Origin of the sequence: Pseudomonas trivialis (genome assembly GCF_001439805.1) — a bacterium.
Classification (GTDB): domain Bacteria; phylum Pseudomonadota; class Gammaproteobacteria; order Pseudomonadales; family Pseudomonadaceae; genus Aquipseudomonas; species Aquipseudomonas trivialis.
In genome coordinates this window covers 335,470-359,664 of record NZ_JYLK01000004.1, presented here as the reverse complement: position 1 = coordinate 359,664, position 24,195 = coordinate 335,470, and the positions used below count along the sequence as shown (strand labels likewise).

The 24,195-nt window shown below is 63.4% G+C and carries 21 protein-coding genes; 6 read left to right on the top strand and 15 right to left on the bottom strand.

Annotated features, from left to right (window positions below):
- Nucleotide 1: 1 nt before the first annotated feature.
- Nucleotides 2-1,237, bottom strand: coding sequence for a 3-methyl-2-oxobutanoate dehydrogenase (2-methylpropanoyl-transferring) subunit alpha (locus TU79_RS08810; RefSeq protein WP_057007619.1), 1,236 nt, complete (start codon nucleotides 1,235-1,237; stop codon nucleotides 2-4).
- Between the two features lie 196 nt (nucleotides 1,238-1,433).
- Between TU79_RS08810 and bkdR the strand changes: the two genes are divergently transcribed.
- The gene (gene bkdR, locus TU79_RS08805; RefSeq protein ID WP_003234208.1) at nucleotides 1,434-1,922 is read left to right on the top strand and encodes a Bkd operon transcriptional regulator BkdR; all 489 of its coding nucleotides are present in this window, start codon (nucleotides 1,434-1,436) and stop codon (nucleotides 1,920-1,922) included.
- A gap of 52 nt (nucleotides 1,923-1,974) precedes the next feature.
- Here the strand turns inward: bkdR and TU79_RS08800 are convergent, their stop codons facing one another.
- Nucleotides 1,975-2,838 carry an MBL fold metallo-hydrolase gene (locus tag TU79_RS08800; RefSeq protein WP_057007618.1) on the bottom strand — a complete coding sequence of 288 codons (864 nt, stop codon included), beginning with the start codon at nucleotides 2,836-2,838 and terminating at the stop codon, nucleotides 1,975-1,977.
- 94 nt (nucleotides 2,839-2,932) lie between these two features.
- Here TU79_RS08800 and TU79_RS08795 point away from each other — a divergent pair, with 94 nt between their 5' ends.
- From TU79_RS08795 to TU79_RS08775, 5 genes are all read left to right on the top strand, one after another.
- Complete coding sequence (locus tag TU79_RS08795; RefSeq protein ID WP_057007617.1) at nucleotides 2,933-3,268, top strand: ArsR/SmtB family transcription factor; 336 nt, start codon at nucleotides 2,933-2,935, stop codon at nucleotides 3,266-3,268.
- A gap of 51 nt (nucleotides 3,269-3,319) precedes the next feature.
- Entirely contained in the window at nucleotides 3,320-4,564 is a 1,245-nt protein-coding gene (locus TU79_RS08790) for an NAD(P)/FAD-dependent oxidoreductase (protein ID WP_057007616.1), read from the top strand.
- Nucleotides 4,565-5,371 carry a sulfite exporter TauE/SafE family protein gene (locus TU79_RS08785; protein ID WP_057007615.1) on the top strand — a complete coding sequence of 269 codons (807 nt, stop codon included), beginning with the start codon at nucleotides 4,565-4,567 and terminating at the stop codon, nucleotides 5,369-5,371.
- Nucleotides 5,372-6,260: 889 nt separating this feature from the next.
- The gene (locus TU79_RS08780; RefSeq protein WP_057007614.1) at nucleotides 6,261-7,904 is read left to right on the top strand and encodes an MFS transporter; all 1,644 of its coding nucleotides are present in this window, start codon (nucleotides 6,261-6,263) and stop codon (nucleotides 7,902-7,904) included.
- Nucleotides 7,901-9,046: an HlyD family secretion protein gene (locus tag TU79_RS08775; RefSeq protein WP_057007613.1), complete on the top strand. Its 1,146-nt coding sequence runs from the start codon at nucleotides 7,901-7,903 to the stop codon at nucleotides 9,044-9,046. The genes TU79_RS08780 and TU79_RS08775 overlap by 4 nt, the downstream gene beginning before the upstream one ends.
- A 326-nt stretch (nucleotides 9,047-9,372) precedes the next feature.
- On the opposite strand, the gene TU79_RS08770 is transcribed toward TU79_RS08775, so the two are convergent.
- The 13 genes from TU79_RS08770 to TU79_RS08710 all read right to left on the bottom strand — a co-directional run bounded on the left by TU79_RS08770 (nucleotide 9,373) and on the right by TU79_RS08710 (nucleotide 24,145).
- The gene (locus TU79_RS08770) at nucleotides 9,373-10,230 is read right to left on the bottom strand and encodes an aldose 1-epimerase (RefSeq protein ID WP_057007612.1); all 858 of its coding nucleotides are present in this window, start codon (nucleotides 10,228-10,230) and stop codon (nucleotides 9,373-9,375) included.
- Entirely contained in the window at nucleotides 10,230-11,510 is a 1,281-nt protein-coding gene (locus TU79_RS08765) for a TRAP transporter large permease (RefSeq protein WP_057007611.1), read from the bottom strand. Before TU79_RS08765 ends, TU79_RS08770 begins: the two co-directional genes overlap by 1 nt.
- A gap of 1 nt (nucleotide 11,511) precedes the next feature.
- Nucleotides 11,512-12,039 (bottom strand): TRAP transporter small permease, encoded by a 528-nt coding sequence (locus TU79_RS08760; protein WP_057007610.1) that lies wholly within the window; start codon nucleotides 12,037-12,039, stop codon nucleotides 11,512-11,514.
- Between the two features lie 63 nt (nucleotides 12,040-12,102).
- Nucleotides 12,103-13,065, bottom strand: coding sequence for a TRAP transporter substrate-binding protein (locus tag TU79_RS08755; RefSeq protein ID WP_057007609.1), 963 nt, complete (start codon nucleotides 13,063-13,065; stop codon nucleotides 12,103-12,105).
- A 52-nt stretch (nucleotides 13,066-13,117) separates the two neighbouring features.
- On the bottom strand, nucleotides 13,118-13,993 hold the full coding sequence (locus tag TU79_RS08750; RefSeq protein WP_057007608.1) for an SMP-30/gluconolactonase/LRE family protein: 876 nt from the start codon (nucleotides 13,991-13,993) through the stop codon (nucleotides 13,118-13,120).
- Between the two features lie 30 nt (nucleotides 13,994-14,023).
- Nucleotides 14,024-14,842 carry an NAD-dependent epimerase/dehydratase family protein gene (locus tag TU79_RS08745; RefSeq protein ID WP_057007607.1) on the bottom strand — a complete coding sequence of 273 codons (819 nt, stop codon included), beginning with the start codon at nucleotides 14,840-14,842 and terminating at the stop codon, nucleotides 14,024-14,026.
- A gap of 171 nt (nucleotides 14,843-15,013) precedes the next feature.
- Complete coding sequence (locus TU79_RS08740; protein WP_057007606.1) at nucleotides 15,014-16,276, bottom strand: OprD family porin; 1,263 nt, start codon at nucleotides 16,274-16,276, stop codon at nucleotides 15,014-15,016.
- A gap of 160 nt (nucleotides 16,277-16,436) precedes the next feature.
- Nucleotides 16,437-17,291 carry a copper homeostasis membrane protein CopD gene (gene copD / locus TU79_RS08735; RefSeq protein ID WP_057007605.1) on the bottom strand — a complete coding sequence of 285 codons (855 nt, stop codon included), beginning with the start codon at nucleotides 17,289-17,291 and terminating at the stop codon, nucleotides 16,437-16,439.
- 3 nt (nucleotides 17,292-17,294) lie between these two features.
- Entirely contained in the window at nucleotides 17,295-17,660 is a 366-nt protein-coding gene (gene copC, locus TU79_RS08730) for a copper homeostasis periplasmic binding protein CopC (RefSeq protein ID WP_057007604.1), read from the bottom strand.
- Nucleotides 17,661-17,780: 120 nt separating this feature from the next.
- Nucleotides 17,781-18,239, bottom strand: a complete 459-nt coding sequence (locus TU79_RS08725) for an REP-associated tyrosine transposase (protein WP_057007603.1) — start codon at nucleotides 18,237-18,239, stop codon at nucleotides 17,781-17,783.
- 138 nt (nucleotides 18,240-18,377) lie between these two features.
- The gene (locus TU79_RS08720; protein ID WP_414896175.1) at nucleotides 18,378-19,781 is read right to left on the bottom strand and encodes an efflux transporter outer membrane subunit; all 1,404 of its coding nucleotides are present in this window, start codon (nucleotides 19,779-19,781) and stop codon (nucleotides 18,378-18,380) included.
- Nucleotides 19,771-20,934, bottom strand: a complete 1,164-nt coding sequence (locus tag TU79_RS08715) for an efflux RND transporter periplasmic adaptor subunit (protein ID WP_057007602.1) — start codon at nucleotides 20,932-20,934, stop codon at nucleotides 19,771-19,773. Before TU79_RS08715 ends, TU79_RS08720 begins: the two co-directional genes overlap by 11 nt.
- Nucleotides 20,924-24,145 carry an efflux RND transporter permease subunit gene (locus tag TU79_RS08710; RefSeq protein WP_057007601.1) on the bottom strand — a complete coding sequence of 1,074 codons (3,222 nt, stop codon included), beginning with the start codon at nucleotides 24,143-24,145 and terminating at the stop codon, nucleotides 20,924-20,926. Before TU79_RS08710 ends, TU79_RS08715 begins: the two co-directional genes overlap by 11 nt.
- Nucleotides 24,146-24,195: the final 50 nt, after the last annotated feature.

Here is a 24,195-nt window from a genome sequence, read left to right as displayed (position 1 = left end):
GTCAGATTCCCAGCTCCTGACGCTGGCGCTTCAAGTGCTCCGGCATCTCTTTGTAGACGTCTTCGAACATGGTCGCGGCGCTTGGAATCTGGCCGCCGGCGAGGGTGCCGTACTGTTCGGCCTGTTTTTGCGCGGCGATCACTTCGGCTTCAAGTTCGGCGCTGACCGACGCGTGTTCCTCTTCGGACCACTGGCCGATCCTGATCAGGTGCTGCTTGAGGCGGGCAATCGGGTCGCCGAGGGGAAAGTGGCTCCAGTCGTCGGCCGGGCGATATTTGGACGGGTCATCGGAGGTGGAGTGCGGGCCGGCGCGGTAGGTGACCCACTCGATCAGGGTCGGGCCCAGGTTGCGGCGCGCACGCTCGGCGGCCCAGGCGGAGGCGGCGTACACCGCAATAAAGTCATTGCCGTCCACCCGCAGGGAGGCGATGCCGCAGCCTACGCCGCGTCCGGCGAAGGTAGTGGCTTCGCCACCGGCGATGGCCTGGAAGGTCGAAATGGCCCACTGGTTATTGACCACGTTGAGGATCACCGGGGCGCGGTACACATGGGCGAAGGTGAGGGCGGTGTGGAAGTCGGATTCGGCGGTGGCGCCGTCACCGATCCAGGCGGAGGCGATCTTGGTATCGCCCTTGATCGCCGAGGCCATGCCCCAGCCCACGCCCTGCACGAATTGGGTGGCAAGGTTGCCGGAAATGGTGAAGAAACCGGCGTCTTTTACCGAATACATGATCGGCAACTGGCGGCCCTTGAGCGGATCGCGCTCGTTGGACAGCAGTTGGCAGATCAGGTCCACCAGCGGCACATCGCGGGCCATCAGGATGCTTTGCTGGCGGTAGGTGGGGAAGCACATGTCGTCGATGTTCAGCGCCAGGGCCTGAGCGCTGCCGATGGCTTCTTCGCCAAGGCTCTGCATGTAGAACGACATTTTTTTCTGACGCTGAGCGACCACCATGCGGTTGTCGAAGATGCGCGTCTTGAGCATCGCGCGCATGCCGGCGCGCAGGATGTCGACGGGGATGCCTTCGGCCCATGGGCCCAGGGCCTGGCCCTGGTCGTCCAGCACGCGGATCAGGCCCTTGGCCAGGTCGGCGGTGTCGGCGGGTTCTACGTCGATGGCGGGTTTGCGTACCGTGCCTGCGTCGGTCAGGCGCAGGTAGGTGAAGTCGGTCTTGCAGCCTGGTCGCCCCGAGGGTTCGGGAACGTGCAGGCGCAGCGGTGCATACGGCTGATTCATGGCTTTCTACGCTCGATCTTGTGAATTTCTTGTAGTGGGCGCGCTAGCTGACGGTCATTCCTCGGGTAGAGGAAATCCTGTCCTACAACAATCATAGGCGGGGCGTAGAAGAATATTTATCTGTGTTTCATTGCGCTGCCGATCATTTGCGGATAAAAAAAACTGCATAAACATAATAAACAGGTGATTTTGTCTCATGCGCAAACTGGACCGTACGGATATCGGCATTCTCAACGCGCTGCAGGAGAACGCCCGCATCACCAACGCCGACCTCGCCCGCTCGGTCAACCTGTCGCCCACGCCATGCTTCAATCGGGTGAAGGCGATGGAAGAACAGGGGTTGATTCGCGAGCAGGTGACCCTGCTGGACGCCGACCTGCTGGGGCTGCATGTGAATGTGTTCATTCACGTGAGCCTGGAGAAGCAGAACGAGCTGGCGTTGCAGCAGTTCGAAGGGGCGATTTCGGACCGGCCGGAAGTGATGGAATGCTACCTGATGGCCGGCGACCCGGATTACCTGATCCGGGTGCTGGTGCCGACGATTCAGGCGCTGGAGCGGTTCATGATGGATTTTCTGACCAAGGTGCCGGGGGTGGCGAATATCCGCTCCAGTTTTGCGTTGAAGCAGGTGCGCTACAAGACGGCGTTGCCGCTGCCGGCCAATGGCATCAGCCTCGGGTCATGACTCAACACTGGGCAATGTGGGAGCAAGCCCCCTCCCACACGGGAACCGCCTGTCAAAGTCGGTTGAGGGGGATCTTCAGGTAAGTCACGCCATTTGCTTCCGCCGGCGGCATATTCCCCGCTCGTACATTCACCTGGATCGCCGGCAGCAACAGTGTCGGCATCCCCAACCCGGCGTCACGGGTGGTGCGCATCGCTACGAACGTCGCTTCATCCACACCGTCATGCACATGGATATTGCCCGCGCGCTGCTCGGCCACGGTGGTCAGGCACTTGGCCGCTCGGCCCTCAGGCGGGTAGTCATGGCACACATACAACTGAGTCTCGGGCGGGAATGCCAGCAGCTTGCGCATGGATGCGTACAACTGCCGCGCATCGCCTCCGGGGAAGTCGCAGCGGGCGGTGCCGACGTCGGGCATGAACAGGGTGTCGCCCACCAGAATCAGGCGGTCGTCGATCAGGTAGGCCATGTCGGCCGGCGTATGCCCCGGCACATGCAGCGCCAGGGCCTTCAAGCCGCCGATATGAAAGCGTTCGTCCGGCGCAAACAGATGGTCGAACTGCGAGCCATCGGCGCGGAACTCCGGCTCCAGGTTGAACAGGCTCTTGAACACCCCCTGCACCTTGCTGATCGACTGGCCGATCGCAATCTTGCCGCCCAGGATCCGCCGCAGGTAGGGCGCAGCGGAGAGGTGATCGGCATGGGCATGGGTTTCCAGCAGCCACTGCACCTGCAGGCGATGTTCGCGCACGAAAGCAATGACCTTGTCGGCCTGCGCGGTATCGGTGCGCCCGGACGCCGGGTCGTAGTTGAGCACCGAATCGACGATGGCGCAGGGGCCGCCATCGGCTTCATAGACCACGTAGGTGTAGGTCGACGATGCCTCATCCAGAAAGGCTTGAATCAATGCTGGCATGGCGACTGTCTCTGCTTGGGAAAAATGTGGTTACAATCAGTTTACGTTTAAACATAATGTCTTGAGCTTAAGTGAGATAAAGGAGCCGAGGCAAATGGAATCTACGTTGAGTGAGGGCGAGGTCGCCCAGTTGCGCGCATCGGCATCCAAGGCCTGTTCCTTGCTCAAGGCGCTGGCCAATGAAGACCGCTTGTTGATCCTCTGCCAGTTGACCCTGGGCGAACGCAACGTCGGCGAACTGGAAGCCCAGACCGGCGTGCGCCAGCCCACGCTGTCACAACAGTTGGGCATCCTGCGGGACGAAGGGTTGGTCGCCACCCGTCGGGAAGGCAAATACATTTTCTACGGATTGGCCAGCCACGAAGTGATTCAAGTGATGAAGACCCTGTCCGGCCTGTACTGTGGCGCGGTCATAAAAAGCTGGGCGTGACGCCATCCGGCAGCGACCCTTGTGTGCATTGACTGAAAAAGGCAGTAGACAATGACCGAACAACACTGGGGACCCACCATCAGTGGCGATATCGTCGTCATCGGTGGCGGCTCGGCAGGCATCGGCCTGCTGGCCAGCCTGCGCAAGCGCGACCCGCAGCTGAACATCATCCTGATCGAACCCAACGACTTCCATTGCTATCAACCCGCCTGGACCCTGGTCGGCGGCGGCGCCTATGACCTGCAAAAGACCCGGCGCCCGCTGGCCGACGTACTGCCCGATGGCGTCACCTGGGTCCAGGCCGCCGTCAGCGAATTACTGCCTGACGAACAGACCCTGGTGCTCGACAGCGGCCAGCGCGTCACCTGGAAAAACCTGATTGTCTGCCCCGGCCTGCGCCTGGCCTGGGAAAAGATCGAGGGCTTGCAGGATACCCTCGGCCGCCACGGCGTCACCTCCAACTACAGTTACGAACACGCGGCCTACACCTGGCAACTGGTGCAGCAGCTCAAAGGTGGCAAGGCGCTCTTTACCCAGCCAGCCATGCCGATCAAATGCGCCGGTGCGCCGCAGAAGGCCCTGTACCTGTCCTGCGATCACTGGCTCAAGCAGGGCCACCTGAAACACATCGACGTCGAGTTCAACCTGGCCGGCGCCGCGCTGTTCGGCGTGGCGACCTTTGTGCCGCCGCTGATGAAGTACGTGGAAAAGTACAACGCGCGGCTGGCCTTCAACTCCAACCTGATCAAGGTCGATGGCCCCGCACGCAAAGCCTGGTTCGAGGTGAAGGATGCCGATGGCAATGTCAGCGTTGAGGAAAAGTCCTTCGACCTGTTGCACGTGGTGCCGCCGCAAGTCTCTCCGGACTTCGTCCGCCAAAGCCCCCTGGCCGATGCGGCCGGCTGGTGCGACGTGAACCCCCACAGCCTGCAGCATGTGCGTTACCCGCATATCTTCGGCCTGGGCGATGTGTGCGGCACCAGCAATGCCAAGACCGCCGCAGCGGTGCGCAAGCAGATCGTGGTGGTGGCCGAAAACCTGCTGGCCCTGCGCAAACAGGCGCCGTTGCCGCTCAAGTACGACGGCTATGGCTCCTGCCCGTTGACGGTGGAGAAGGGCAAGGTGGTGCTGGCCGAGTTCGGCTACGGCGGCAAGCTGCTGCCGACCTTTCCCCTCGACCCCACCCGGGCACGGCGTTCGATGTGGTTCCTCAAGGCCACGCTGCTGCCGTGGTTCTATTGGAACGGCATGCTCAAGGGCCGCGAGTGGCTGACCCGCCTGAGCAAGGTGGACTGAATGCTGCTGGCGAGTGTTCTTGGGGTATTGATGGGCCTGGTCATGGGCCTGACCGGCGCCGGCGGCGGCATTCTTGGAGTGCCGGCGTTGGTGCTGGGTTTGGGGTTGACGATGACCCAGGCCGCGCCGGTGTCGTTGCTCGCCGTGGGCGCGGCGGCGGCGGTCGGGGCGATTGACGGCCTTCGCCATGGGCTGGTGCGTTATCGCGCGGCGCTGTTGATTGCCTTGCTCGGCGCGCTGTTTTCACCGTTGGGCGTGTTCGTCGCTCATCAGCTTTCGGAAACGGTACTGATGGGGCTGTTCAGCGCGCTGATGGTGCTGGTGGCCTGGCGCATGCTGCAGCGTGAAAAGATCGAGCCCGGACCGAGTGACCATGGTGCGGCGTTGTGGGGGCAGAAGAACTGCATGCTCAATCAGCAGACCGGGCGGCTGGCCTGGACCGCCAAGTGCAGCGCCACCCTGGCTGCATTGGGTGCCGTTACCGGTGCTGTATCGGGCTTGTTGGGCGTGGGCGGCGGCTTCCTGATCGTACCGGCGTTCAAGCAACTGACCGATGTGCAAATGCGCGGGATCGTTGCGACTTCGCTGATGGTTGTCAGCCTGCTTTCGCTGATCGGCGTGGTTGGGGCGTTTCATGCGGGGGTGAGCATCGAGCCGGTGGGCTGGGCGTTTATTGGCGCGAGTGTCGTCGGCATGCTGGTCGGGCGGCGGTTGGGCTCGGTGATCGCGGCGCGCACGTTGCAGGTGGGGTTTGCCAGTTTGTGCGTAGTGGTTGCGGTTGGGATGTTGTTGAAGGCTTTGGTTTAGGGGGGCATATCCGTTATTTTGGTAACGGCTGATTAGGGTTCCGCCCTTACGGCGGGTCACTTTTGGAAAAGAGCCCCAAAAGTAACCAAAAGGGCTCTTGCCCCAACACTCGGCACCTCGCCTGGGCTCGGTGTGCCCTCACTCCGGCTTTGGAGCGTGGGCCGCCGCGATGGGCCATCCTTGGCCCAGCGCGGCTAACCCGGCGTCCTGCCGGGTTACCCACGCTCCAAAGCCTGCGTTCGGCCAGCGTGTTTAACGGGGCGCCTCAGATCAAGATCAAGATCAAGAGCGAGGCGGTCTTAGAGCCGACCGGAATTGTCCGCCGTACGCCGTACAAGCTGTGGGAGGGGGCTTGCTCCCGATGGCTGAGTGTCAGTCAGCTTATTTTTAGCTGATACACCGCTATCGGGAGCAAGCCCCCTCCCACAGTTGATCTCCATTTGTCTGTTGGATATCACACTGCTTTTGATCTGCATTGCTTTGGCTTTGGATCGTGATCTCAGGCGCCCCGTCAACCACGCTGGCCGCACGCAGGCTTGAATCCGTGGGTAACCCGGCAGGACGCCGGGTTAGCCGCGCTGGGCCAAGGATGGCCCATCGCGGCGGCCCACGGATTCAAGCCTGCGTGCGGGCACACCGAGCCTGAGCGAGGTGCCGAGTGGTGGGGCAAGAGCCTTTTGGTTACTTTTGGGCTCTTTCCAAAAGTGACCCGCCGTAAGGGCGGAACCCTAAGCCGCCGTTACTCAAATAACAGATATGTACACCACAACCCCCCAACAGCTCCCCCCTCATTTGCCCACCCACCGCTGGCAAGATGAACTCCACTCGCGTTTACTGTCTCTGAGCATGGATTTCACCGACTTCCCCGTCGGCTCACCAAGGTCACCGAATGGACAACTACACCCCCCACCCCTGGCAGCCCCACGAGCGACCGACCTTGCCCGGTTCGCCGTCGACGCCGCTGCATCCCACCCACAAGCGCTGGCTGTTCGCGCTGGTCGGTGCGCTGGTGGCGATCACCGGGGGGCTGGGTAACGCGCTGGTCATCGCCAACCTGCAATACCTGCAAGGCGCGCTGGGGGCGACCACCGCCGAGATGGCCTGGCTGCCCGCCGCCTATGTGATGACCAACGTGTGCATGAACCTGTTGCTGGTGAAGTTTCGCCAGCAGTTCGGCCTGCGGGCCTTCACCGAGGTGTTTCTGGTGCTGTACGTGCTGGTGACCTTCGGTCATTTGTTCGTCAACGACCTCAGCTCGGCCATCGCCGTGCGCGCGGCCCATGGCATGGTGGGGGCGGCGCTGAGTTCGTTGGGTTTGTACTACATGATCCAGGCCTTCCCGGCCAAATGGCGCTTGCGCTCGCTGGTGCTCGGGCTGGGCACCGCGCAGTTGGCCTTGCCGTTGGCGCGGTTGTTCTCCGAAGACTTGCTGCAGATTGCCGAGTGGCGCGGCTTGTACCTGTTTGAGCTGGGCCTGGCGCTGATCTGCCTGGGTTGCGTGTTCCTGCTCAAGTTGCCGCCCGGCGACCGCTTCAAGACCTTTGAAAAACTCGACTTCCTCACCTTCGCCATCCTCGCCACCGGCGTGGCCCTGCTCTGCGCGGTGCTGTCCCTGGGGCGTATTGACTGGTGGCTGGAGGCGCCGTGGATCGGCGTGGCGTCGGCCTGTTCCCTGGTGCTGATCATGGCGGGCCTTGCCATCGAGCATAACCGTGCCAACCCGCTGCTGATGACGCGCTGGCTTGGCAGCGGGGTGATGATTCGTCTGGCGCTGGCGGTGATCCTGATTCGCATGGTGCTGTCGGAGCAGTCCACCGGCGCGGTGGGTTTCATGCAGATGCTCAACATGAGCTACGAGCAGATGCACACGCTGTACGTGGTGATGCTGGCCGGGGCGCTGGCGGGGCTGGTGGTCAGTGCGTTGACGATCAACCCGGCGCACCTGCTGATGCCGTTGGTGATCTCCCTGGCGCTGATGGCAACCGGGTCCGTCATGGACAGTTTCTCCAGTAACCTCACCCGGCCGCAGAACCTGTATGTCAGCCAGTTCCTGCTGGGGTTCGGCGGCACGTTTTTCCTCGGGCCGACCATGGTGCTCGGTACCAAAAACGTGTTGGCCAACCCGCGCAACCTGGTGAGTTTCTCGGTGATGTTCGGCATTTGCCAGAACCTCGGCGGGCTGATCGGCGCGGCATTGCTCGGCACCTTCCAGATCGTGCGCGAGAAGTACCATTCCAGCATGATCGTCGAACACCTGACCCTGCTCGACCCGCGTGTGGCGGCGCGTGTGCAGAGCGGCGGGGCGGCCTACGGCGGGGTGATCGCCGATCCGCAACTGCGCAACCTGCAGGGCATTCGCAGCCTGGCCACGGCGGCGACCCGTGAGGCGAATGTGATGGCCTACAACGATGTCTTCATGCTGATCGCGATCATCGCGATCCTTACCATGAGTTGGATCTTCATCCGCAGCCTGTGGCTGATGAGTACCACCCAGGCAGCTCCTCCCGTTCAACCCAGCGGCGCACCTTCATGACCGAACCGACCACCACAACCACCAATGCCATTGCTGCCACGCCGGAAGGCAGCACGCCGCCGGGCGCCACGGCGACCGAGCCGCGCTCCTTGCGAGTGCGCATCCTCTCTTCCCTGGGCTTTGCCGCGATTGCCATCGTCGGTGTGCTGATCGTGCTCTATGCCTGGCAGCTGCCACCGTTCAGCAGTGCGGTGGAAACCACCGAGAACGCTTTGGTGCGCGGCCAAGTGACGATCATCGGCCCGCAGCTCAGCGGCTATGTGTTCGAGGTGCCGGTGCAGGACTTCCAGTACGTCAAGGCCGGCGACCTGCTGGTGCGCCTGGACGACCGCATCTATCAGCAGCGCCTCGACCAGGCGCTGGCGCAACGGGCGGTGCAGAAAGCGGCGTTGGCCAACGTGGTGCAGCAGCGCAACAGCGCGCAAGCCACCATCAAGCTGCGCCAGGCCGCGCTGGTGGACAGCCAGGCCCAGGCGCGCAAAAGCAGCGCCGACCTGCGCCGCAATGAAGAACTGATCAGCGATGGCTCGGTGTCCAGGCGCGAGCTGGACGTGACCCGCGCCGCCCAGGCACAAACCGTTGCGGCGGTGGCCCAGGCTCAGGCCAACCTGGAGATCGCGCGGCAGGACCTGCAGACGGTGATCGTCAATCGCGGTTCGCTGGAAGCGGCGGTAGCGAGCGCCGATGCCGCAGTGGCGCTGGCGCGCATCGACCTGGCCAACACGCGCATCACCGCGCCCCGCGACGGCCAGTTGGGGCAGATTGGCGTGCGCTTGGGCGCCTACGTCAATTCCGGCGCGCAGTTGATGGCGCTGGTGCCCAACCAGCTGTGGGTGATCGCCAATATGAAAGAAACCCAGATGGCCGATGTGCAGGTTGGCCAGCCGGTGACCTTCACCGTGGATGCACTGAACCACCGCAGGTTTCATGGCACGGTGCAGCATATTTCGCCGGCGACGGGCTCGGAGTTCAGCCTGTTGCAGGCGGACAATGCCACCGGCAACTTTGTGAAGATCGCCCAGCGGGTGCCGGTGAGGATCACCGTGGACCCGGGTCAGGCAGAGAGTGAGCGGTTGCGGCCGGGGTTATCGGTGGTAGTCAGTATCGACACCGCCGGCCGCCTGAAAAACAGCCCGCCCTGATACACCGCTATCGCAGGCAAGCCAGCTCCCACATTTGATCGCGTTCACATTCCTCATTCCGGTCGGCTCTCAGGCCGCCGCGCTTTTGCTTTTGATCTTAGGCGTCCCGTCAAACACGCTCCAAAGCCTGCGTTCCGGCACACCGAGCCTAGGCGAAGCGCCCCCAATCAAAGAAAACGCGGTGTACCTAACACTACGCAGAACATGGTTTTGGGGCTGCTGCGCAGCCCAACGCGGGGCAAGCCCGCTCGCCACAGCGGCCCAGTTTTCTGCGCGACAGCGCTAAGTCGAAGACTTGGCGGAGCCTCCCACAGATTTTTTTGGTGTTACAGGGGCGTGTATTTCAAGGTGAAGTCGAGGTGGGTTGACTGGTGTTGTTCCAGCCGCTTCAGGCCGGGTCGGCCGGGCAGGTGATGGGCGTTCACCGGATGGCTCACCGGCTCGATGCAAAAGAACTCAAGCCCCGGCGGGCAGTACAGCAGGAAGTAATCGGCCCCGGTGGCCTGGCATTCCAGGGCATAGCCCAATTCCGGCTGTTCGATCCGGCAGTGCCCGTCCCACTGGCAAAAACCGTTATCCACCGGCTCCTCCGGCAGGCCCTTGAGTTGGCGAAAGTCCCACGCTTCGGGTATCTGCGCCAACGCCGTGGGTAATTTGGAGGCATCGCTCATCCACACCTGCGACGCCTTGGCCTGCAACCGCGTGCCCGGCCTGCGGGGCAGGTAGGGGTGCAATCCCAACCCATGCCAGGCCGGCTGTGCAGCCAAATGGGTCACCCGCAGCGCAATACTCAGTTCACCGTCGCGCAAACGAAACCGCTGCTCGGCGCGATAGGCGAACGGCGTCTGGCAGACCACCGCCAGCACCACTTCATCCGCCGTTCGGCTCACCACCTGCCAGGCCTGTTGCCAGGCCGAGCCGTGAATCGGCAGGGGCTCGGTGAGGCTGTTGGGCGTCAACGCCAGCCAACCCTCGGGGTTGTCAAAACCGCCCTCGGCAATCCGGTTCGACCAGGGCGCCAACGGGTAACACCCCAGCTTGCCCGGCAAACCGGTATGGATCGCGTGCTCATCGCTGTGCCGCAACAGCGGCTGCCCGGTGGCGCGCACCGTCCAGTTGACGAGGCTGCCACCCACTGCCGGGGACAGGGTCAGGCGCGTCAGGTGATCTTCCAGCTCAATCATCACAGCACCACGCTCGGCAGCCACAGCGACAGCGCCGGGATGTAGGTCACCGCCATCAGCACCAGAAACAGCACCGCGTAGAACGGCAGCAGCGCCTTCACGGTTTTCTCGATGGTGGTCTTGCCCACCGCCGCGCCGACAAACAGCACCGCGCCCACCGGCGGGGTGATCAGGCCGATGCCCAGGTTCACCAGCATGATCATGCCGAAGTGCACCGGGTCAACACCGATGCCGACGATCACCGGCAGCAGGATCGGCGTGAGGATGAGGATCAGCGGCGCCATGTCCATCACCGTGCCCAGCAACAGCAGCATGGCGTTGATGCACATCAGGATCACGTAGCGGTTGTCCGACAGGGTCAGGAACATCGTGGTGATCTTCGCCGGGATCTGCATCAGCGTCATGATGTAGCCGAAGCTGGCGGCGAAGGCGATCAGGATCATCACGATGGAAATGGTGCGCACCGTGCGGTGCATCAGCTTGGGCAGCTCGTGCCATTTGTAGTCGCGGTAGATGAACATGGTCACGAAGAACGCCCACAGCACCGCAATCGCCGCCGACTCGGTGGCGGTGAAGATCCCCGAGAGGATGCCGCCGAGGATGATCACCATGGCCATCAGGCCCCAGAGCGCATCGGCGGCGATTTTCAGCGCCTGCTTCAGGGGGATGACGTCGCCTTTGGGGTAGTTGCGTTTTTTCGCGAAGATCAGGCACAGCACCATCAGGCATGCGCTCATCAGCAGCCCTGGCACCACGCCGGCCATGAACAGCGAGGCAATCGACACCGTGCCGCCGGCCGCCAGGGAGTAGAGCACCGAGTTGTGGCTGGGCGGGGTCAGCAGGGCCTGCACCGAACCGCTGACGGTGACCGCCGTTGCAAACTCCCGGGGGTAGCCACGGCGTTCCATTTCCGGGATCAGCACCGAGCCCACCGAGGCAGTGTCGGCCACCGACGAGCCGGAGATGGCGCCGAAAAACGTCGAGGCCATGATGTTGACCAGCGACAGGCCGCCGCGCACAAAGCCCACCAGCACTCCGGCAAACGCCACCAGCCGCCGCGACATGCCGCCCTCGGCCATGATTGCCCCGGCCAGCACGAAGAACGGAATCGCCATCAGTGAAAACTTGTTCACCCCACCGGCCACCTGAATCATCAGGGCCTGGAACGGAATGTCGATCCACCATGCGCCGATCAGCGCCGACAAGCCCAGGGCGTAGGCCACCGGCATGCCGATCAGGATCAGGGCGACAAAGCTGCCGAGCAGAATCAATGCGTCCATATCAGGCAGCTCCTTCGCTTTCTTCCACCAGGTCAAAGCGCACCACGCGCCGTTGGCTCTGGTCGCCCAGCACGAGTTTTTCCAGCACGAACACCAGGGTCAGCAGCCCGCCGATCGGGATCGGCATATAGGTAATGCCCACGCGCAGGGTGGGGATGGCGCTCATGAACTGGTTCCAGGTGGACAGGCACAGCTTGCTGCCCCAGATAGTCATGAACAGGCAGATGGTCGCCATCAACAGTTGCGAGAGGATGCCGACGATGCGGCGTTGGGCGGGCGGCAGGCGGTCGGTGACCATGGCCACCGACATGTGCGCGCCGGCGCGGTAGCTGGCGGCGGCACCGACGAAGGTGAACACCAGCATCAGCAGGATCGCGGTGGGCTCCGGCCAGCTGGAGCCGGTGCCGAGAATGTAGCGAGCAAAGATGCCCCACGGAATGATCAGCGCCACCCCCAGCACCGAGAGGCCGGCGACCCAGATGCAGGTCATGTAGAGGCGGTCATTGAAGCGCAGCAGTAGATTCTTCATGGCGTTCACCGTGACCGGGCGCGTCGGTGCCGACCGCGCCGGGCCTTGTCAGGAAGGAGGGCGTTATTGAACCGCGTCGATGCGCTTGATCAGGTCGGCGTAAGGCGCGCCGTACTTGGCGCGCACTGCTGCGGTGGCGTCATAGAAGGGCTTTTTGTCGACGGTGATGAACTCCACGCCTGCGGCCTTGAGTTTGGTTTCGCTGCTGGCGGATTTGGCGTCCCACAACACGCGCTCATCGGCCTGCGCGGCCTTGGCGGCTTTTTTCACCATGTCTTGCTGGGCGGGGGTGAGTTTGTTCCAGGTGATCTTCGACATCACGATGGGCTCGGGCAGGATCAGGTGTTCGGTGAGGGTGTAGAACTTGGCGTTCTGGAAGTGGTTGTGCTCAAGCAGGGTCGGCGGGTTGTTTTCCGCGCCGTCGATCACGCCGGTCTGCAGGGCGCTGAAGATCTCGCCGGTGTCCATGGCGATGCCGTTGGCGCCCATGGCGTTGAAGGCGTCGATGAACAGCGGGTTGCCCTGCACGCGAATCTTCATGCCCTTGAGGTCTTCGATTTTGCGCACCGGCTTTTTGGTGTAGAGGTTGCGCGTGCCGCCGTCCATCCAGGCCAGGGCCACCAGACCAAATTCGGAGTGGGTAATGGTGGCGAGGATCTCATCGCCGATCTCGCCATCGATGACCTTGCGCATGTGCGCCTGGTCGCGGAACACGAACGGCAGGTTGAACACGTTCACATCCGGCACCACCGGGCCGACAATGCCGAGGCTGACGCGGGTCATCTGCACGGCGCCGACCTGGGCCTGTTCGACCACTTCTTTCTCGGAGCCCAGCACGCCGCCAGGGAAGAACTTGAAGGTCAGTTCGCCGTTGCTCTCTTTGGTCAGCGCGGCGCCCATGTTCTTTTCGGCGACCACGGTGGGGTAGCCGTCGGGGTGGATATCGGCGAATTTGATTTCCAGCGCCTGAGCGGCGCTGCTGAGGGTGAACAGTGCGGCGACGAGCAAAGTGCGTTTGAAGTCCATGGGGGTATCACTCCTGTCTTGTTATTTTTGTATTCAAGGCACAGCGATGCAGCTAGAGGATGAAGCGCGGTTCGGGCAGTCCCTTGACGCCGGGGTTGAGGGCGAACACGCCGCCGGACAGGGACTGGTCACTGTTGTCATCGCGAATCGAGGTGACGAACAACGTATCCAGACGGCTGCCGCCGAAGGCGCACATGGTGGGTTTTTTCACCGGTACGGTGAGTGACTGGTCGAGGCGACCGTCGGGGGTGAAACGGTGCACCAGGCCGGCGTCGTTGGCGCAGATCCAGTAGCAGCCGTCGGCATCCACCGCCGCGCCATCGGGGCGGCCGAGGAATTTATGCATGTCGACAAACACGCGGCGATTGCTCGGGGTGCCGCTGTCGGTGTCGTAGTCAAAGGCCCAGATCTGCTGCACCAGCGGGTGCGAGTCCGAGGCGTACATCGTGCGGCCATCGGGGCTGAAGGCCAGGCCGTTGAGGGTAATGAAACCGTTCAACTGGGCATGGGGCGCGGCGCCGCTGGCATAGCGATAGAGGGTGCCTTCGGCCGCGTTCAAGCCCATGTTCAGCACCATGCTGCCGGCCCAGAAACGGCCCTGCCGGTCGCAGCGGCCGTCGTTGAGGCGCATGTCGTCGCGCGGGTGCTCGACGCCGGCCAGTGGCGTGGTGTCGAGGCTGCCATCGTTGTAAGGCGTGAGCTGGAAAAAGCCCGATTCCATGCCCGCCACCCAATTGCCGGCGGTGGTGCGGGCAATGCAGGCGAGCATCTGCGGCGCCGTCCACGCGGCGATGTGGCCGCTGTCGGCGCTCCAGCGCTGCAGGCCGCCGTTGGGGATGTCCACCCAGTAGAGGGCGTTTTCCTCGGGCACCCACACCGGGCATTCGCCCACGGCATTGCGGGCGTCGACAATCAATTCAGCGGTCATGGCCACTCATTCCCTGGGTTGGAGGCAAACTCAGTCACCGAACGGCCCGGCCGCGCAGAACGCACCACCCTGATACACCGCCGCCGGATCATCGGCGGGCACGGGCGGTTGTTGTTCCACTTGGGCGCGGAACACTTCGGAGCTGTCCTTGGGAACAAAGCCCAGGTGCGCGGCGTAGCGGTTGTCCCACCAGGTGTCGAGGTTGTTCGACATGCCGTACACCACCGTGTGGCCGACGTTTGGCGTGTAGAGCGCGCGTTCGAGCAGTTGAGTCAGGTCGTCGAAGCTGAGCCAGGTGTGCATCATCCGACGGTTCTGCGGTTCGGCAAACGAGGAGCCGATGCGGATGCTGACGGTCTCGATGCCGTAGCGGTCGAAGTAAAAACTGGCCATGTCTTCGCCGTAGGACTTGGACAGGCCGTAATAGCTGTCCGGGCGGCGCGGCGAGTGGGCGTCGAGTGGCTCGCCCTGTTTGTAGAAACCGATCACGTGGTTGGAGCTGGCGAAGATCACGCGCTTGACGCCATGGCGGCGCGCGGCTTCATAGATATGGAAAATCCCGCTGATATTGGCGCCGAGCACTTCTTCGAACGGGCGCTCAACCGACACGCCGCCAAAATGCAGGATGGCGTCGACGCCTTCGACCAGGTGGTGCACGGCCTGTTTGTCGGCGAGATCGCAGGGTTGCACTTCTTCATGGGGGGCGGCGGGAGCCATGTCGGCGATGTCCGACAGGCGCAGCACCTGGGCGTAGGGGCGCATGCGCTCGCGCAGTACCTTGCCCAGCCCGCCGGCGGCGCCGGTGAGCAGCAGGCGGTTGAATGGAACGGGGGCGGAGGTGGTGGTCATGAAGGTCTCATTTATTGTTGTAGGTTGTCGTATGACTTTGTCGAAGTATCGTTAGGGTTTCACCGGCTTGTCAACGTTCTTGCAGACAGAATAAAAGCACAGTGAGGATCAAAATGTGGGAGGGAGCAAGCCCCCTCCCACAGCGGATCCCGGTGAGGGGGAGATTGAGTGTTACAGCAGGGAAATCGGATAGCTCACAAACAGCCGGTTTTCATCGAACTCGTTGGTGCTGAAATCCCGACGCATGGTCGAGTTGCGCCAGCGCACATTCAGGTTCTTCAGCGCACCGCTTTGTACGGTATAGGCCAGTTCTGACTCGCGGCCCCATTCCTTGCCATCGGTGATCGCCCCGGTGTGCACATTGCTGCCGCTGATGTAGCGGTTCATCAAGGTCAGGCCCGGTACGCCCAGCACCACGAAGTTGAAGTCGTGCCGCACCTGCCAGGATTTTTCCCTGGCGTTGTCGTAGCTGGAGTTATAGCTGTCGTTGGCCAGGGTGCCGCCGCTGGTGCCGTTGACGCGCATCCACACGCTGTCGCCGGTGAGTTTTTGCAGGCCCACGTAGAAGGTGTGGCCCTGGTATTTGGCCGAGAACAGCGCGGAGACGGTTTTGTTGTCGAGATCACCGGCCAGGGCGCTGCCGTCTTCCTTGCCGTTGAAGAAGCCGAGGTTGGCACCCAGGGTCCAGTCGCCCACGGGCTGGCTGTGGGTGAGGTTGAGGTATTGCTGCTGGTAGATATCGCTGAGTTCGGCGTACCACAGGCCGACCTGGGTGCGCTTGTCGTTGAAGGTGTATTCGCCGCCGCCGAAGTTGAAGCGGTCGGAGGTGAACGCCGCTTTGCCGTTCATGAACATGTCTTCCATGCTCGCATCGTTGCGCGGGCTGTTGCCGCGAAACTGGCCGCCGTAGAGGGTCATCCCGGCGATCTCGTTGGAGGTGACCTGACCGCCGCGAAAGGTTTGCGGCAGGGAGCGGCCATCGTCGGAGCGCAGAATCGGCAGCACCGGCATCCATTCGCCGACCTTCAGTTCGGTCTTCGACAGCCGGGTTTTCAGGGCCACGCCCAGGCGCCCGAAGTTGTCGGCGGGGCGGCCGTCGCTGTGCACCGGCAGCAGCTGCGTGCCGGCGGTGCCTTTGCCGCCGTCAAGCTTCTGCGAATACAGCCCCAGCACATCCAGCCCGAAACCCACGGTGCCCTGGGTGAAGCCGGACCTGGCGTCGAGAATGAAGTTCTGCGTCCACTCTTCAGCCTTGGCCTGGGGGTTGGCCGGGTTGGTGAAGTTGCGGTTGAAGTAAGCGTTGCGCAGGTTGAGCGAAGCCTTCGCGTCGTCGAGAAAGCCGTCTGCCTGGGCGGCGAGGGGCAGGGTGAACGCAAGGCTGGCGAGGCTGATGACACCGAGGTGCGAGGAGGAATTGCGGGCGAATTGACTCACAGTGAAGCTCCCATTTTCTTTTGTTGTTTTTATTATTTGTTATACGTTGTCGTACAACATTGAGGCGGATATTTGCGGGGTTTGGCGGGGGTGTCAAGCGGAAGTTATACGATGACTGAATAAACTACTCAGTCGCACCTCCAAGGTCTGAGGGCCTGAGTCAGCCAGCCATGGTCATTGGCGGAAGGGTGCCCAACAGGGAAACCGCTGCCACTGCTGAAACACCGAGTAACCATTCAAGCGTCACGCTGGCTTTCAACGCGCTCACGCGCTGCTCGCAGTGCTCCAGGCGCACACGGTTCAGCAGCGCCAACCCCAGCATGCCGAGTACCAGCAGCACCTTGATCAATAAAATCAGCGCGAACCCGCTGAACAACGGTGTCGGCCACAGTTGCCCGGTCAGTACGCGCACGTTGATCAAACCCGTCACCAGCAGGCCGGCCACCAGGCCATAACCGACGCCGCTGAAACGCCTCAGGATCGATGCCAGTGCCGGCGTTGGCGAGCGCAGTATCAGCACCAGCAACAGTAACCCCCCGAGCCAGGCGCCGACGCACACCAGGTGCACCACCTGATTGAGGATCAGCAACTGCCCGCTGAGGCCGTCGAGCATCGCGCCGTGGCCCACGGGGGCAAGGGTTGCCAGTAACAGCGCGAGCAATGGCAGGCGCAGCACCGGCCAGGGTTTGATCAGCGCGATCACCAGCAGCAGGTTCAGCAACAGATGCCACACCCACACCTGGCCAAAGAAGGTCTTGCCCAGGACCCGTTGCACCGTCGCCGGTTGCAGGGCCGCGCCCCAGTTGCCGGCCATGCTCGCGGTGATCAACAACAGCCACGCCACGCCCGAACCGAGCCCCAGCCAGGCCAGGCCACGGGTGATGCGCAGCAGTTGCCGGTCCAGCGCCGGTTGCGCGTGGGTGCCCAGCAGCCAGGGCCTGAACGCGCAGGCTCCGAACATCAGCAGCACGACGATGAAATGCACGAAACGGCACAGCACCAGCAGCGTCGCCATGGATTACTGGCCGACCTTGAAACTGTATTCACCGTTGCTCTTGTGGGTGTCGACGGAGACGGCGTTCCACACCACCTTGTAGTTGCCGGCCGCCAGCGGCGCAGCGGGTGTCACGACCAACACCTTTTTGTCTTTGTCCGGTGTCTCCAGGCCTTTGATCGCGATTTCGGTGCCGTCCTTGCTCAGTGAGACTTTGGTGAACGTGGCTTCGACGCCTTCGGTAAACGTCAGGCGCAGATCCTTGGGCGCAGCGACGCTGCTGTCCGCCGCAGGCTCCGAGCTTTTCAGGTGCGCGTGGGCGAAGGCTGACGCAGCGCCCAGCACGGAGGCCAGCAGCGCGACGGTGGTGAGGGCTTTTTTGATCAACATTGCGCAATACCAATCAAGGAGTAGGGCGGGCAGTGTACGAAGTTTCGGATAAGGCTGTGAGTGGGAGTTAGTGTTTAAGCCAGGAATGCAGTTAAAAAAGGCTGAAGGGGGCTCGCGGCGCTACAGCCATATCGCGTCCCACAGCGGGTAGTCGCCAATTCTGCGCACCAGCCCGGCCCGCAGGGGATTGGCCACCACATACCGCGCCATTTTCACCAGGTCATCCTCCTTGCGCAGCGCCCGGTCATGGAAACTCTCCTGCCAAAGGCGGCCCTTGCGCCCGCTCGCGCCGTTAACCGTGCGGGTGCTTTTGGATTTTACCTGGCACATCAGGTCCGCCAGCGAGCCTTTTTGCAGCTCGATAATCCAGTGAAAGTGATCGGGCATGATCACCCAGGCGAGGGAGTGCGCCAGGCCTTGGAGCTGAGCGATCCGCATCTGCCGGACAACCAGACGGCCCAACTGGAAATCGCTGAAAATGGGTAGGCGTTCGTGGGTATTGGTGGTGATGAGGTAGATGCGGTTCGGCTCGCTGAATCGGCCGATGCGCAGGCGGTGTGACGCGGGTAGATCAGGCATTCCCTGGCCTCTCTGCATGGGTGTTCAAGAGAGGCTAGGTGCTGTGGCTGAGCTTGATTGGCAGGCTTTTGGCAGGATGTGTCTGGAAGGGCGCCATCGGGAGCAAGCCCCCTCCCACATTTGAAGCAGCGTTGGGCCTTAAAGCGTGCCAGTTTGCCAGCCGCCGCCGAGGGCGGTGACTAACCCCACACTCGCCTGCAACTGCCGCGTCTGCACCGCCTGCAACGCCCGTTGCGCCTGCAATGCCGCAGTTTGCGCGGTCACCACCTCCAGGTAACTCACCGCGCCCGCCTGATAGCTGTTCATTGCCAGCGCCTGGGTGTGCTGCGCCGCATCCGTCGCGGCCTGTTCATCCTCGGCCTGGCGCTGCAAGTCGCGCAGTTGCGCCAGGTTGTCTTCCACCTCGCGCACGGCCTTCAGCACCCGGCTGCGGTACTGCGCCGAGGCTTCTTCGAACTCGGCTTTGGCCTGGCGCTCATTGGCGCTCAAGCGCCCGCCGTCGAAGATTGGCAGGTTCACCAGCGGTCCCAGCGCCCAGTAACGATTGCTGGCAGACAGCAGGTTGCCAACGCCCTGGGTCTGTCCGCCGATCAAGCCGGTCAAGCTGAAATCCGGGTACCACGCCGCTCTGGCCACGCCGATCGTTGCGTTGGCCGCAAACACGCGACGCTCCGCTGCCGCAATGTCGGGGCGACGTTGCAGCAGGTGGCTGGGCAGTTGCGCAGGAATTTGCGGCAGGGCGATCAGATGCGGGCTGCGCGACAGGGAAAAATCACTCGCCGCCACACCCACCAGCTCACCGATGGCATGTTCGGCAAGGTTGCGTTGGCCGCGCACTTCATCCAGTTGCGCCCTGGCCTCTGCCAGCTGACTTTGCGCGCGCGTCAGGTCCAGCGCTGAAGCGATCTGGCCTTCATAGCGACTGCGCGTCAGTTGCAGCGCCTGGCTGAAGTCATCCAGCGAACGCTGCAGAATCCAGCGTTGCGCGTCCAATCCGTCGAGCTGCACATACAGGGTCGCCAGTCGCTGCTGCAGGCTCAAGCGTGCCATCGCCAGCTCATCCCCGGACGCTTGCGCCTGGGCATCACCTGCCGCCACCTGGTTGCGAATTTTGCCCCACAGGTCCAGGTCGTAGCTCAGGGAAAATCCGGCCGTATCGCTGTTGTACACCGACGGCTGCGTACCCCCGCGCAGCGGCCGCGAATCCGACTGCCGCTGGCGCAGCGGTTGTGCGCTGGCGCTGATCTGCGGGAACAGCCCGGCGTGCAACTGGCTGGCATACGCCTGGGCCGCGTCGAAATGCGCGAGCGCCGCCGCCAGGTCCGGGTTGGCCTGGAGCAGTCGCTGCTGCAGGTCATCGAGACGCGCATCGTTGTAGAGCGTCCACCATTGCGGCGTCACTCGGTCGGACGGCTGTGCGCTGTGCCACGGCCCCTCGCGGTAATCCGCCGGCAGATCCACCCTCGGCACCTTGTAGGCCGGCGCCATCGAGCAACCCTGCAACGCCAGCAGCATCAATGCCACCACTGATTCACGCCGCATGCGCACCTCCCGCGACAGCGACCGGTTGCACCGCATCGCCCTCGCGCAAGGCATCGGGCGGGTTGTCGACCACGCGGTCGGCGGGCTTGAGCCCTTGATCGATTACCAGCCGTGCGCCCAGGTCGAGGCCGATATGAATGCCTTGCAAGTGCACACGGTTCTGCGCATCCAGCAGCGCCACCTGAGTGCCCTGGGCGCGGAAGATCAACGCGCTGGCGGGGATGCTTACGCCGTGGGTATCGGCCGGAACCGGCAGGGTGGCCTCGGCGTAATCGCCGGGCAGCAACGCGTCGCCGGGGTTATCGACGACGAACTGCGCGAGCAGCGTGCCGGAGCGGCGGTCGACGGCGGTGGAGTCGCCGATCAGGTGCGCCTTGAAGTGTTCACCGGGGTGCTCGGGCACCGTCAGTTCGGCTTGCAGGCCGGGATGGATAACCGCTGCGTAGTTCTGCGGCACCGGCACATACAGGCGCAATTGGTGCGTGTCGGCGAGGTTGAACAAGGCCAGGTTGCTGTCGGTATCGGCCTTGATCAACTGGCCGATATCGGTGTTGCGCGCGGTGATGATGCCGGCGAACGGCGCGCGCAGGGTTTTGTAGTGCTCCAGTGCACACAGTCGCGCATAGTCGGCCGCGGCGGCTTCGGCACTGGCCTTGGCGGCGGCCGCATCCGAGGTTTTCTCATCGGCTTCCTGGCGCGACACCGAATGGCTCGCCAGCAGGTGTTGCCAGCGCGTGGCGGTGGTGGCCGCCAGGCGTGCATTGGCTTGCTGCTGGACCAGGCGCGCATGGGTGTGCGCCAATTGCTGGTCCAGGTCCGGGCTGTCGATGTCGGCGAGCACCTGCCCGGCGTTGACCCGGCTGCCGATATCGACTTTCCAGTCCTTGAGGTAGCCGCTGACCCGCGCATGAATTGGCGCCTTGCTCCAGGCCTCCAGGTGCGCGGGCAAGCGCAGGGTGTCGCCGGCGGCGCTGCGTTCGGGTTGCACCACGCTTACCTGCGCGACGGCGGCGGTTTCGGTCCAGGCGCTGACCGAGCGTGCATGCAGCGCGCGTGCGTGCAAGCCGTGGGCGACCAGCAGGGCGGCCAGAGTCAGGCCGCCGACGCCCAGGAGCATCAAACGCTTGCGCGAGGGGGTGTGATCAGACGACATGAGGGGGTTCTCCGGCAGTGGCGCGAGTAAGGTGGCGCCCGTGGACCAGGCTGAAAACCACGGGAACGAATAACAGGGTGGCGACGGTGGCGAAGATCAGGCCGCCAATGACGGCGCGGCCCAGGGGCGCGTTTTGCTCCTGGGAAAGCGCCAGGGGCAACATGCCGATGATCATCGCCAGAGCGGTCATGCACACCGGACGAAAGCGTGTGTAGCCGGCCTCCAGTGCGGCCTTCAACGCATCGCCATGGGCGGCCAGGCGCTCACGGCAGAAGCTCACCACCAGAATCGAGTTGGCAGTGGCCACGCCCATGCACAGGATCGCGCCGGTGAGTGCCGGCACCGACAGCGATGTGCCGCTGAGGAACAGCATCCACACAATGCCGGCCAGCGCAGCCGGCAAGGCGGTGATGATCACGAACGGGTCGGCCCAGGACTGGAAGTTGACCACGATCAACAGGTAGATCAGCAGCACCGCGCCGAGCAGGCCGACGCTCAAGCCGGTGAAGGCTTCGTGCAGTGCGTCGATCTGCCCGTGCAGGCTGATCGTCGCGCCTTTGGGGCGCAGGTGCGCGGTGTCATCCAGTACGGTTTGTACGTCACGGGCGACGCCGCCGAGGTCACGGCCCTGCACGTTGGCGTAGAGGTCCAGGGTCGGCTGGATGTTGTAGTGGGTCACCACGGCCGGGCTGTGGGTGCGTGAAATGCTGGCCACGCCACCGAGGATCTGCGACTGGCCGTCGGCGCCGGTCACCGGCAGCGCTTCGAGCGCCGGCAAGCTGTCGAGGCGGTACTGCGGCGTCGCCGCCACAATCGAATACGACACGCCGTTGGCCGGGTTGAGCCAGAACGTCGGCGCCACCTGGGAGCTGCCGGCCAGCGATGCCACCATGCTGTTGGTCACGTCCTGTTCCGTGATGCCCAGGCCATTGGCGCGCAGGCGGTCGACATTCACCTGCAGCGACGGGTAGCCGGTGGACTGCTGCAGACGCAGGTCGGCGATGCCCGGCACATGCCGCAAGCGACGCTCAAGTGCCACGGCATAGGCGCGGTTTTCGGCATCGCTGCGCCCGGAGATTTTAATGTCCAGCGGCGCCGGCGTGCCGAAGTTGAGGATCTGGCTGCTGATGTCCGCAGGCAGGAACGCGAACTGGCTGCCGGGGAAGCTTTGCGGCAAGGCTTCACGCAGTTGTTTGACGTAGTCGGCGGTGGGCGCGTGATCCTTTTTCAGGCTGACCTGAATATCGCCGTCCTGCGGGCCGATGGTGCCGCTGCTGCTGTAGGCCATGTCGATGCCGCTGAGCGGTATGCCGATATTGTCGACGATGGTGTCCAGATCCGTGGCCGGGATCACTTGGCGAATGCGCGCTTCAATGCGGTCGAACGCGGCCGCGCTTTCTTCGATGCGCGTGCCCAGCGGCAGGCGCACGTGAAGCGCCAGGGCACCGGCATCGGTGGCGGGGAAGAAGTCTTCGCCCAGGCTCGGCAGCAGCAGAAACGAGGCCAGCACGCAGGCGAGGAAGCCTGCGATAAAGCGCTTGCGCCGGCCCAGGGCGAGCGTCAGCAGGCCATGGTAGGTATCGCGCAGGTTCGAGAAGTGGCGCTCGAAGCCCTGCTGGACATTCACCACCGATTGCAGCACACGCTGGCGCGGCTGCGGGTGATGCTCGCCCTCATGGTGATTGATGAAGGCGTCTTCCGGATGATGGCCAAGGCCCGGCTCCGGCGCGTGTGGCTTGAGCAAATACATCGCCAGGGTCGGCACCAGAGTGCGCGACAGGACGAACGAACTGGCCATGGCGAACATCACCGCCAGCGCCATTGGCCGGAACAGATAGCCGGCGATGCCTTGCAGCAGAAACATCGGCACAAACACGATGCAGATGCACAGCAGCGAAACGAAGGCCGGGCCGACGATCTGCGCGGCGCCGTCGAGGATCGCGGTCTTCACCGCCTTGCCCTGTTCCAGGTGCCAGTTGATGTTCTCGATGGTCACCGTGGCGTCGTCCACCAGAATCCCTACCGCCAGCGCCAACCCTCCGAGGGTCATCACGTTGAGCGTTTGCCCGCTGGCGGCGAGCAGCGCGATGGCCGACAGCACGGCCAGGGGGATCGACGCGGCGATGATCACCGTGGAGCGCCAACTGCCGAGGAACAGCAGGATCATCGCGCTGGTCAGCAGCGCGGCGATGATGCCTTCCCGGGCCACGCTGCCCACCGATTGCTTGACGAACACCGAGGCGTCGCCCAGCAGCGAAGTCTTCAACGACGGCGGCAGGGTTTCGTTGATGCGCGGCAGCATCTGGCGGATGCCGTCGATGATCGACAGGGTCGAGATGCTGCCGTTTTTCAGCGCCGGCATCAGCACCGCGCGGTGGCCATCGACGCGCACGATGTTGGTCTGCGGCGGCGAACCGTCGCGCACATGGGCGACCTGGCCGATGGTGATCAGCGCGCCGTCGACGGTCTTGATCGGCAGGTCGTTGAGTTCGTCGATGGCCTTGGGGCTATTGTTGAGCAGGATCGTGTATTCGTTGGGGCCCAGCTTGGCGGTGCCCACCGGGATGATCTGGTTCTGCAGCGCCAGGGCCGTGCCCACGTCCTGTGCCGACAGGCCTTTGGCGGCCAGGGCCTGCGGGTCCAGGTCGAGGGTGATCTGGCGCTGCCTGCCGCCCATGGGGGTGGGCATGGCCAGGCCGGGCAGGGCGCTGAGGGGCAGGCGGATATTGTTCTGCACCAGGTCGCGAATCTTCGCTTCCGAAAGGCTCGGGCTGGAAAACGCCATTTGCAGGATCGGCACCGTGGAGGCGCTGTAGTTGAGGATCAGTGGCGGCGTGATGCCCGGTGGCATCTGCTTGAGCACGGTTTGCGAAACGGCGGTGACCTGGGCGTTGGCGGTGCGGATATCCACGCCGGGCTGGAAGAAAATCTTGACGATGCCCATGCCGGGCAGCGATTGCGATTCGATATGTTCGATGTCGTTGACGGTGGTGCTCAAGGCGCGTTCGTAGGTGTAGATCACCCGACCGGCCATGGCGTCCGGCGACAGGCCGTTGTATTGCCATACCACCGCAACCACGGGGATGCCGATATTCGGGAACACATCAGTGGGGGTACGCAGGGCCGCCATCGGCCCGATGATGCAAATGACGATGGCCAACACGATGAAGGTGTACGGCTTGTGCAGTGCGGTCTTTACCAGCCCGAGCATGCGTGACTCTCCAAAAAGGCGGGATTGCAAACCCCGGCAGTCTTGGGCGA

Coding starts and splice junctions, on each gene's coding strand:
- TU79_RS08720 (WP_414896175.1), bottom strand. CDS start 19,781: ATGCGGCGTGAATCAGTGGTGGCATTGATGCTGCTGGCGTTGCAGGGT.
- TU79_RS08755 (WP_057007609.1), bottom strand. CDS start 13,065: ATGGACTTCAAACGCACTTTGCTCGTCGCCGCACTGTTCACCCTCAGC.
- TU79_RS08745 (WP_057007607.1), bottom strand. CDS start 14,842: ATGACCACCACCTCCGCCCCCGTTCCATTCAACCGCCTGCTGCTCACC.
- TU79_RS08795 (WP_057007617.1), top strand. CDS start 2,933: ATGGAATCTACGTTGAGTGAGGGCGAGGTCGCCCAGTTGCGCGCATCG.
- TU79_RS08785 (WP_057007615.1), top strand. CDS start 4,565: ATGCTGCTGGCGAGTGTTCTTGGGGTATTGATGGGCCTGGTCATGGGC.
- TU79_RS08765 (WP_057007611.1), bottom strand. CDS start 11,510: ATGGACGCATTGATTCTGCTCGGCAGCTTTGTCGCCCTGATCCTGATC.
- TU79_RS08780 (WP_057007614.1), top strand. CDS start 6,261: ATGGACAACTACACCCCCCACCCCTGGCAGCCCCACGAGCGACCGACC.
- copD (WP_057007605.1), bottom strand. CDS start 17,291: ATGGCGACGCTGCTGGTGCTGTGCCGTTTCGTGCATTTCATCGTCGTG.
- TU79_RS08800 (WP_057007618.1), bottom strand. CDS start 2,838: ATGCCAGCATTGATTCAAGCCTTTCTGGATGAGGCATCGTCGACCTAC.
- TU79_RS08810 (WP_057007619.1), bottom strand. CDS start 1,237: ATGAATCAGCCGTATGCACCGCTGCGCCTGCACGTTCCCGAACCCTCG.
- TU79_RS08725 (WP_057007603.1), bottom strand. CDS start 18,239: ATGCCTGATCTACCCGCGTCACACCGCCTGCGCATCGGCCGATTCAGC.
- TU79_RS08715 (WP_057007602.1), bottom strand. CDS start 20,934: ATGTCGTCTGATCACACCCCCTCGCGCAAGCGTTTGATGCTCCTGGGC.
- TU79_RS08710 (WP_057007601.1), bottom strand. CDS start 24,145: ATGCTCGGGCTGGTAAAGACCGCACTGCACAAGCCGTACACCTTCATC.
- TU79_RS08790 (WP_057007616.1), top strand. CDS start 3,320: ATGACCGAACAACACTGGGGACCCACCATCAGTGGCGATATCGTCGTC.
- bkdR (WP_003234208.1), top strand. CDS start 1,434: ATGCGCAAACTGGACCGTACGGATATCGGCATTCTCAACGCGCTGCAG.
- TU79_RS08770 (WP_057007612.1), bottom strand. CDS start 10,230: ATGATTGAGCTGGAAGATCACCTGACGCGCCTGACCCTGTCCCCGGCA.
- copC (WP_057007604.1), bottom strand. CDS start 17,660: ATGTTGATCAAAAAAGCCCTCACCACCGTCGCGCTGCTGGCCTCCGTG.
- TU79_RS08760 (WP_057007610.1), bottom strand. CDS start 12,039: ATGAAGAATCTACTGCTGCGCTTCAATGACCGCCTCTACATGACCTGC.
- TU79_RS08750 (WP_057007608.1), bottom strand. CDS start 13,993: ATGACCGCTGAATTGATTGTCGACGCCCGCAATGCCGTGGGCGAATGC.
- TU79_RS08775 (WP_057007613.1), top strand. CDS start 7,901: ATGACCGAACCGACCACCACAACCACCAATGCCATTGCTGCCACGCCG.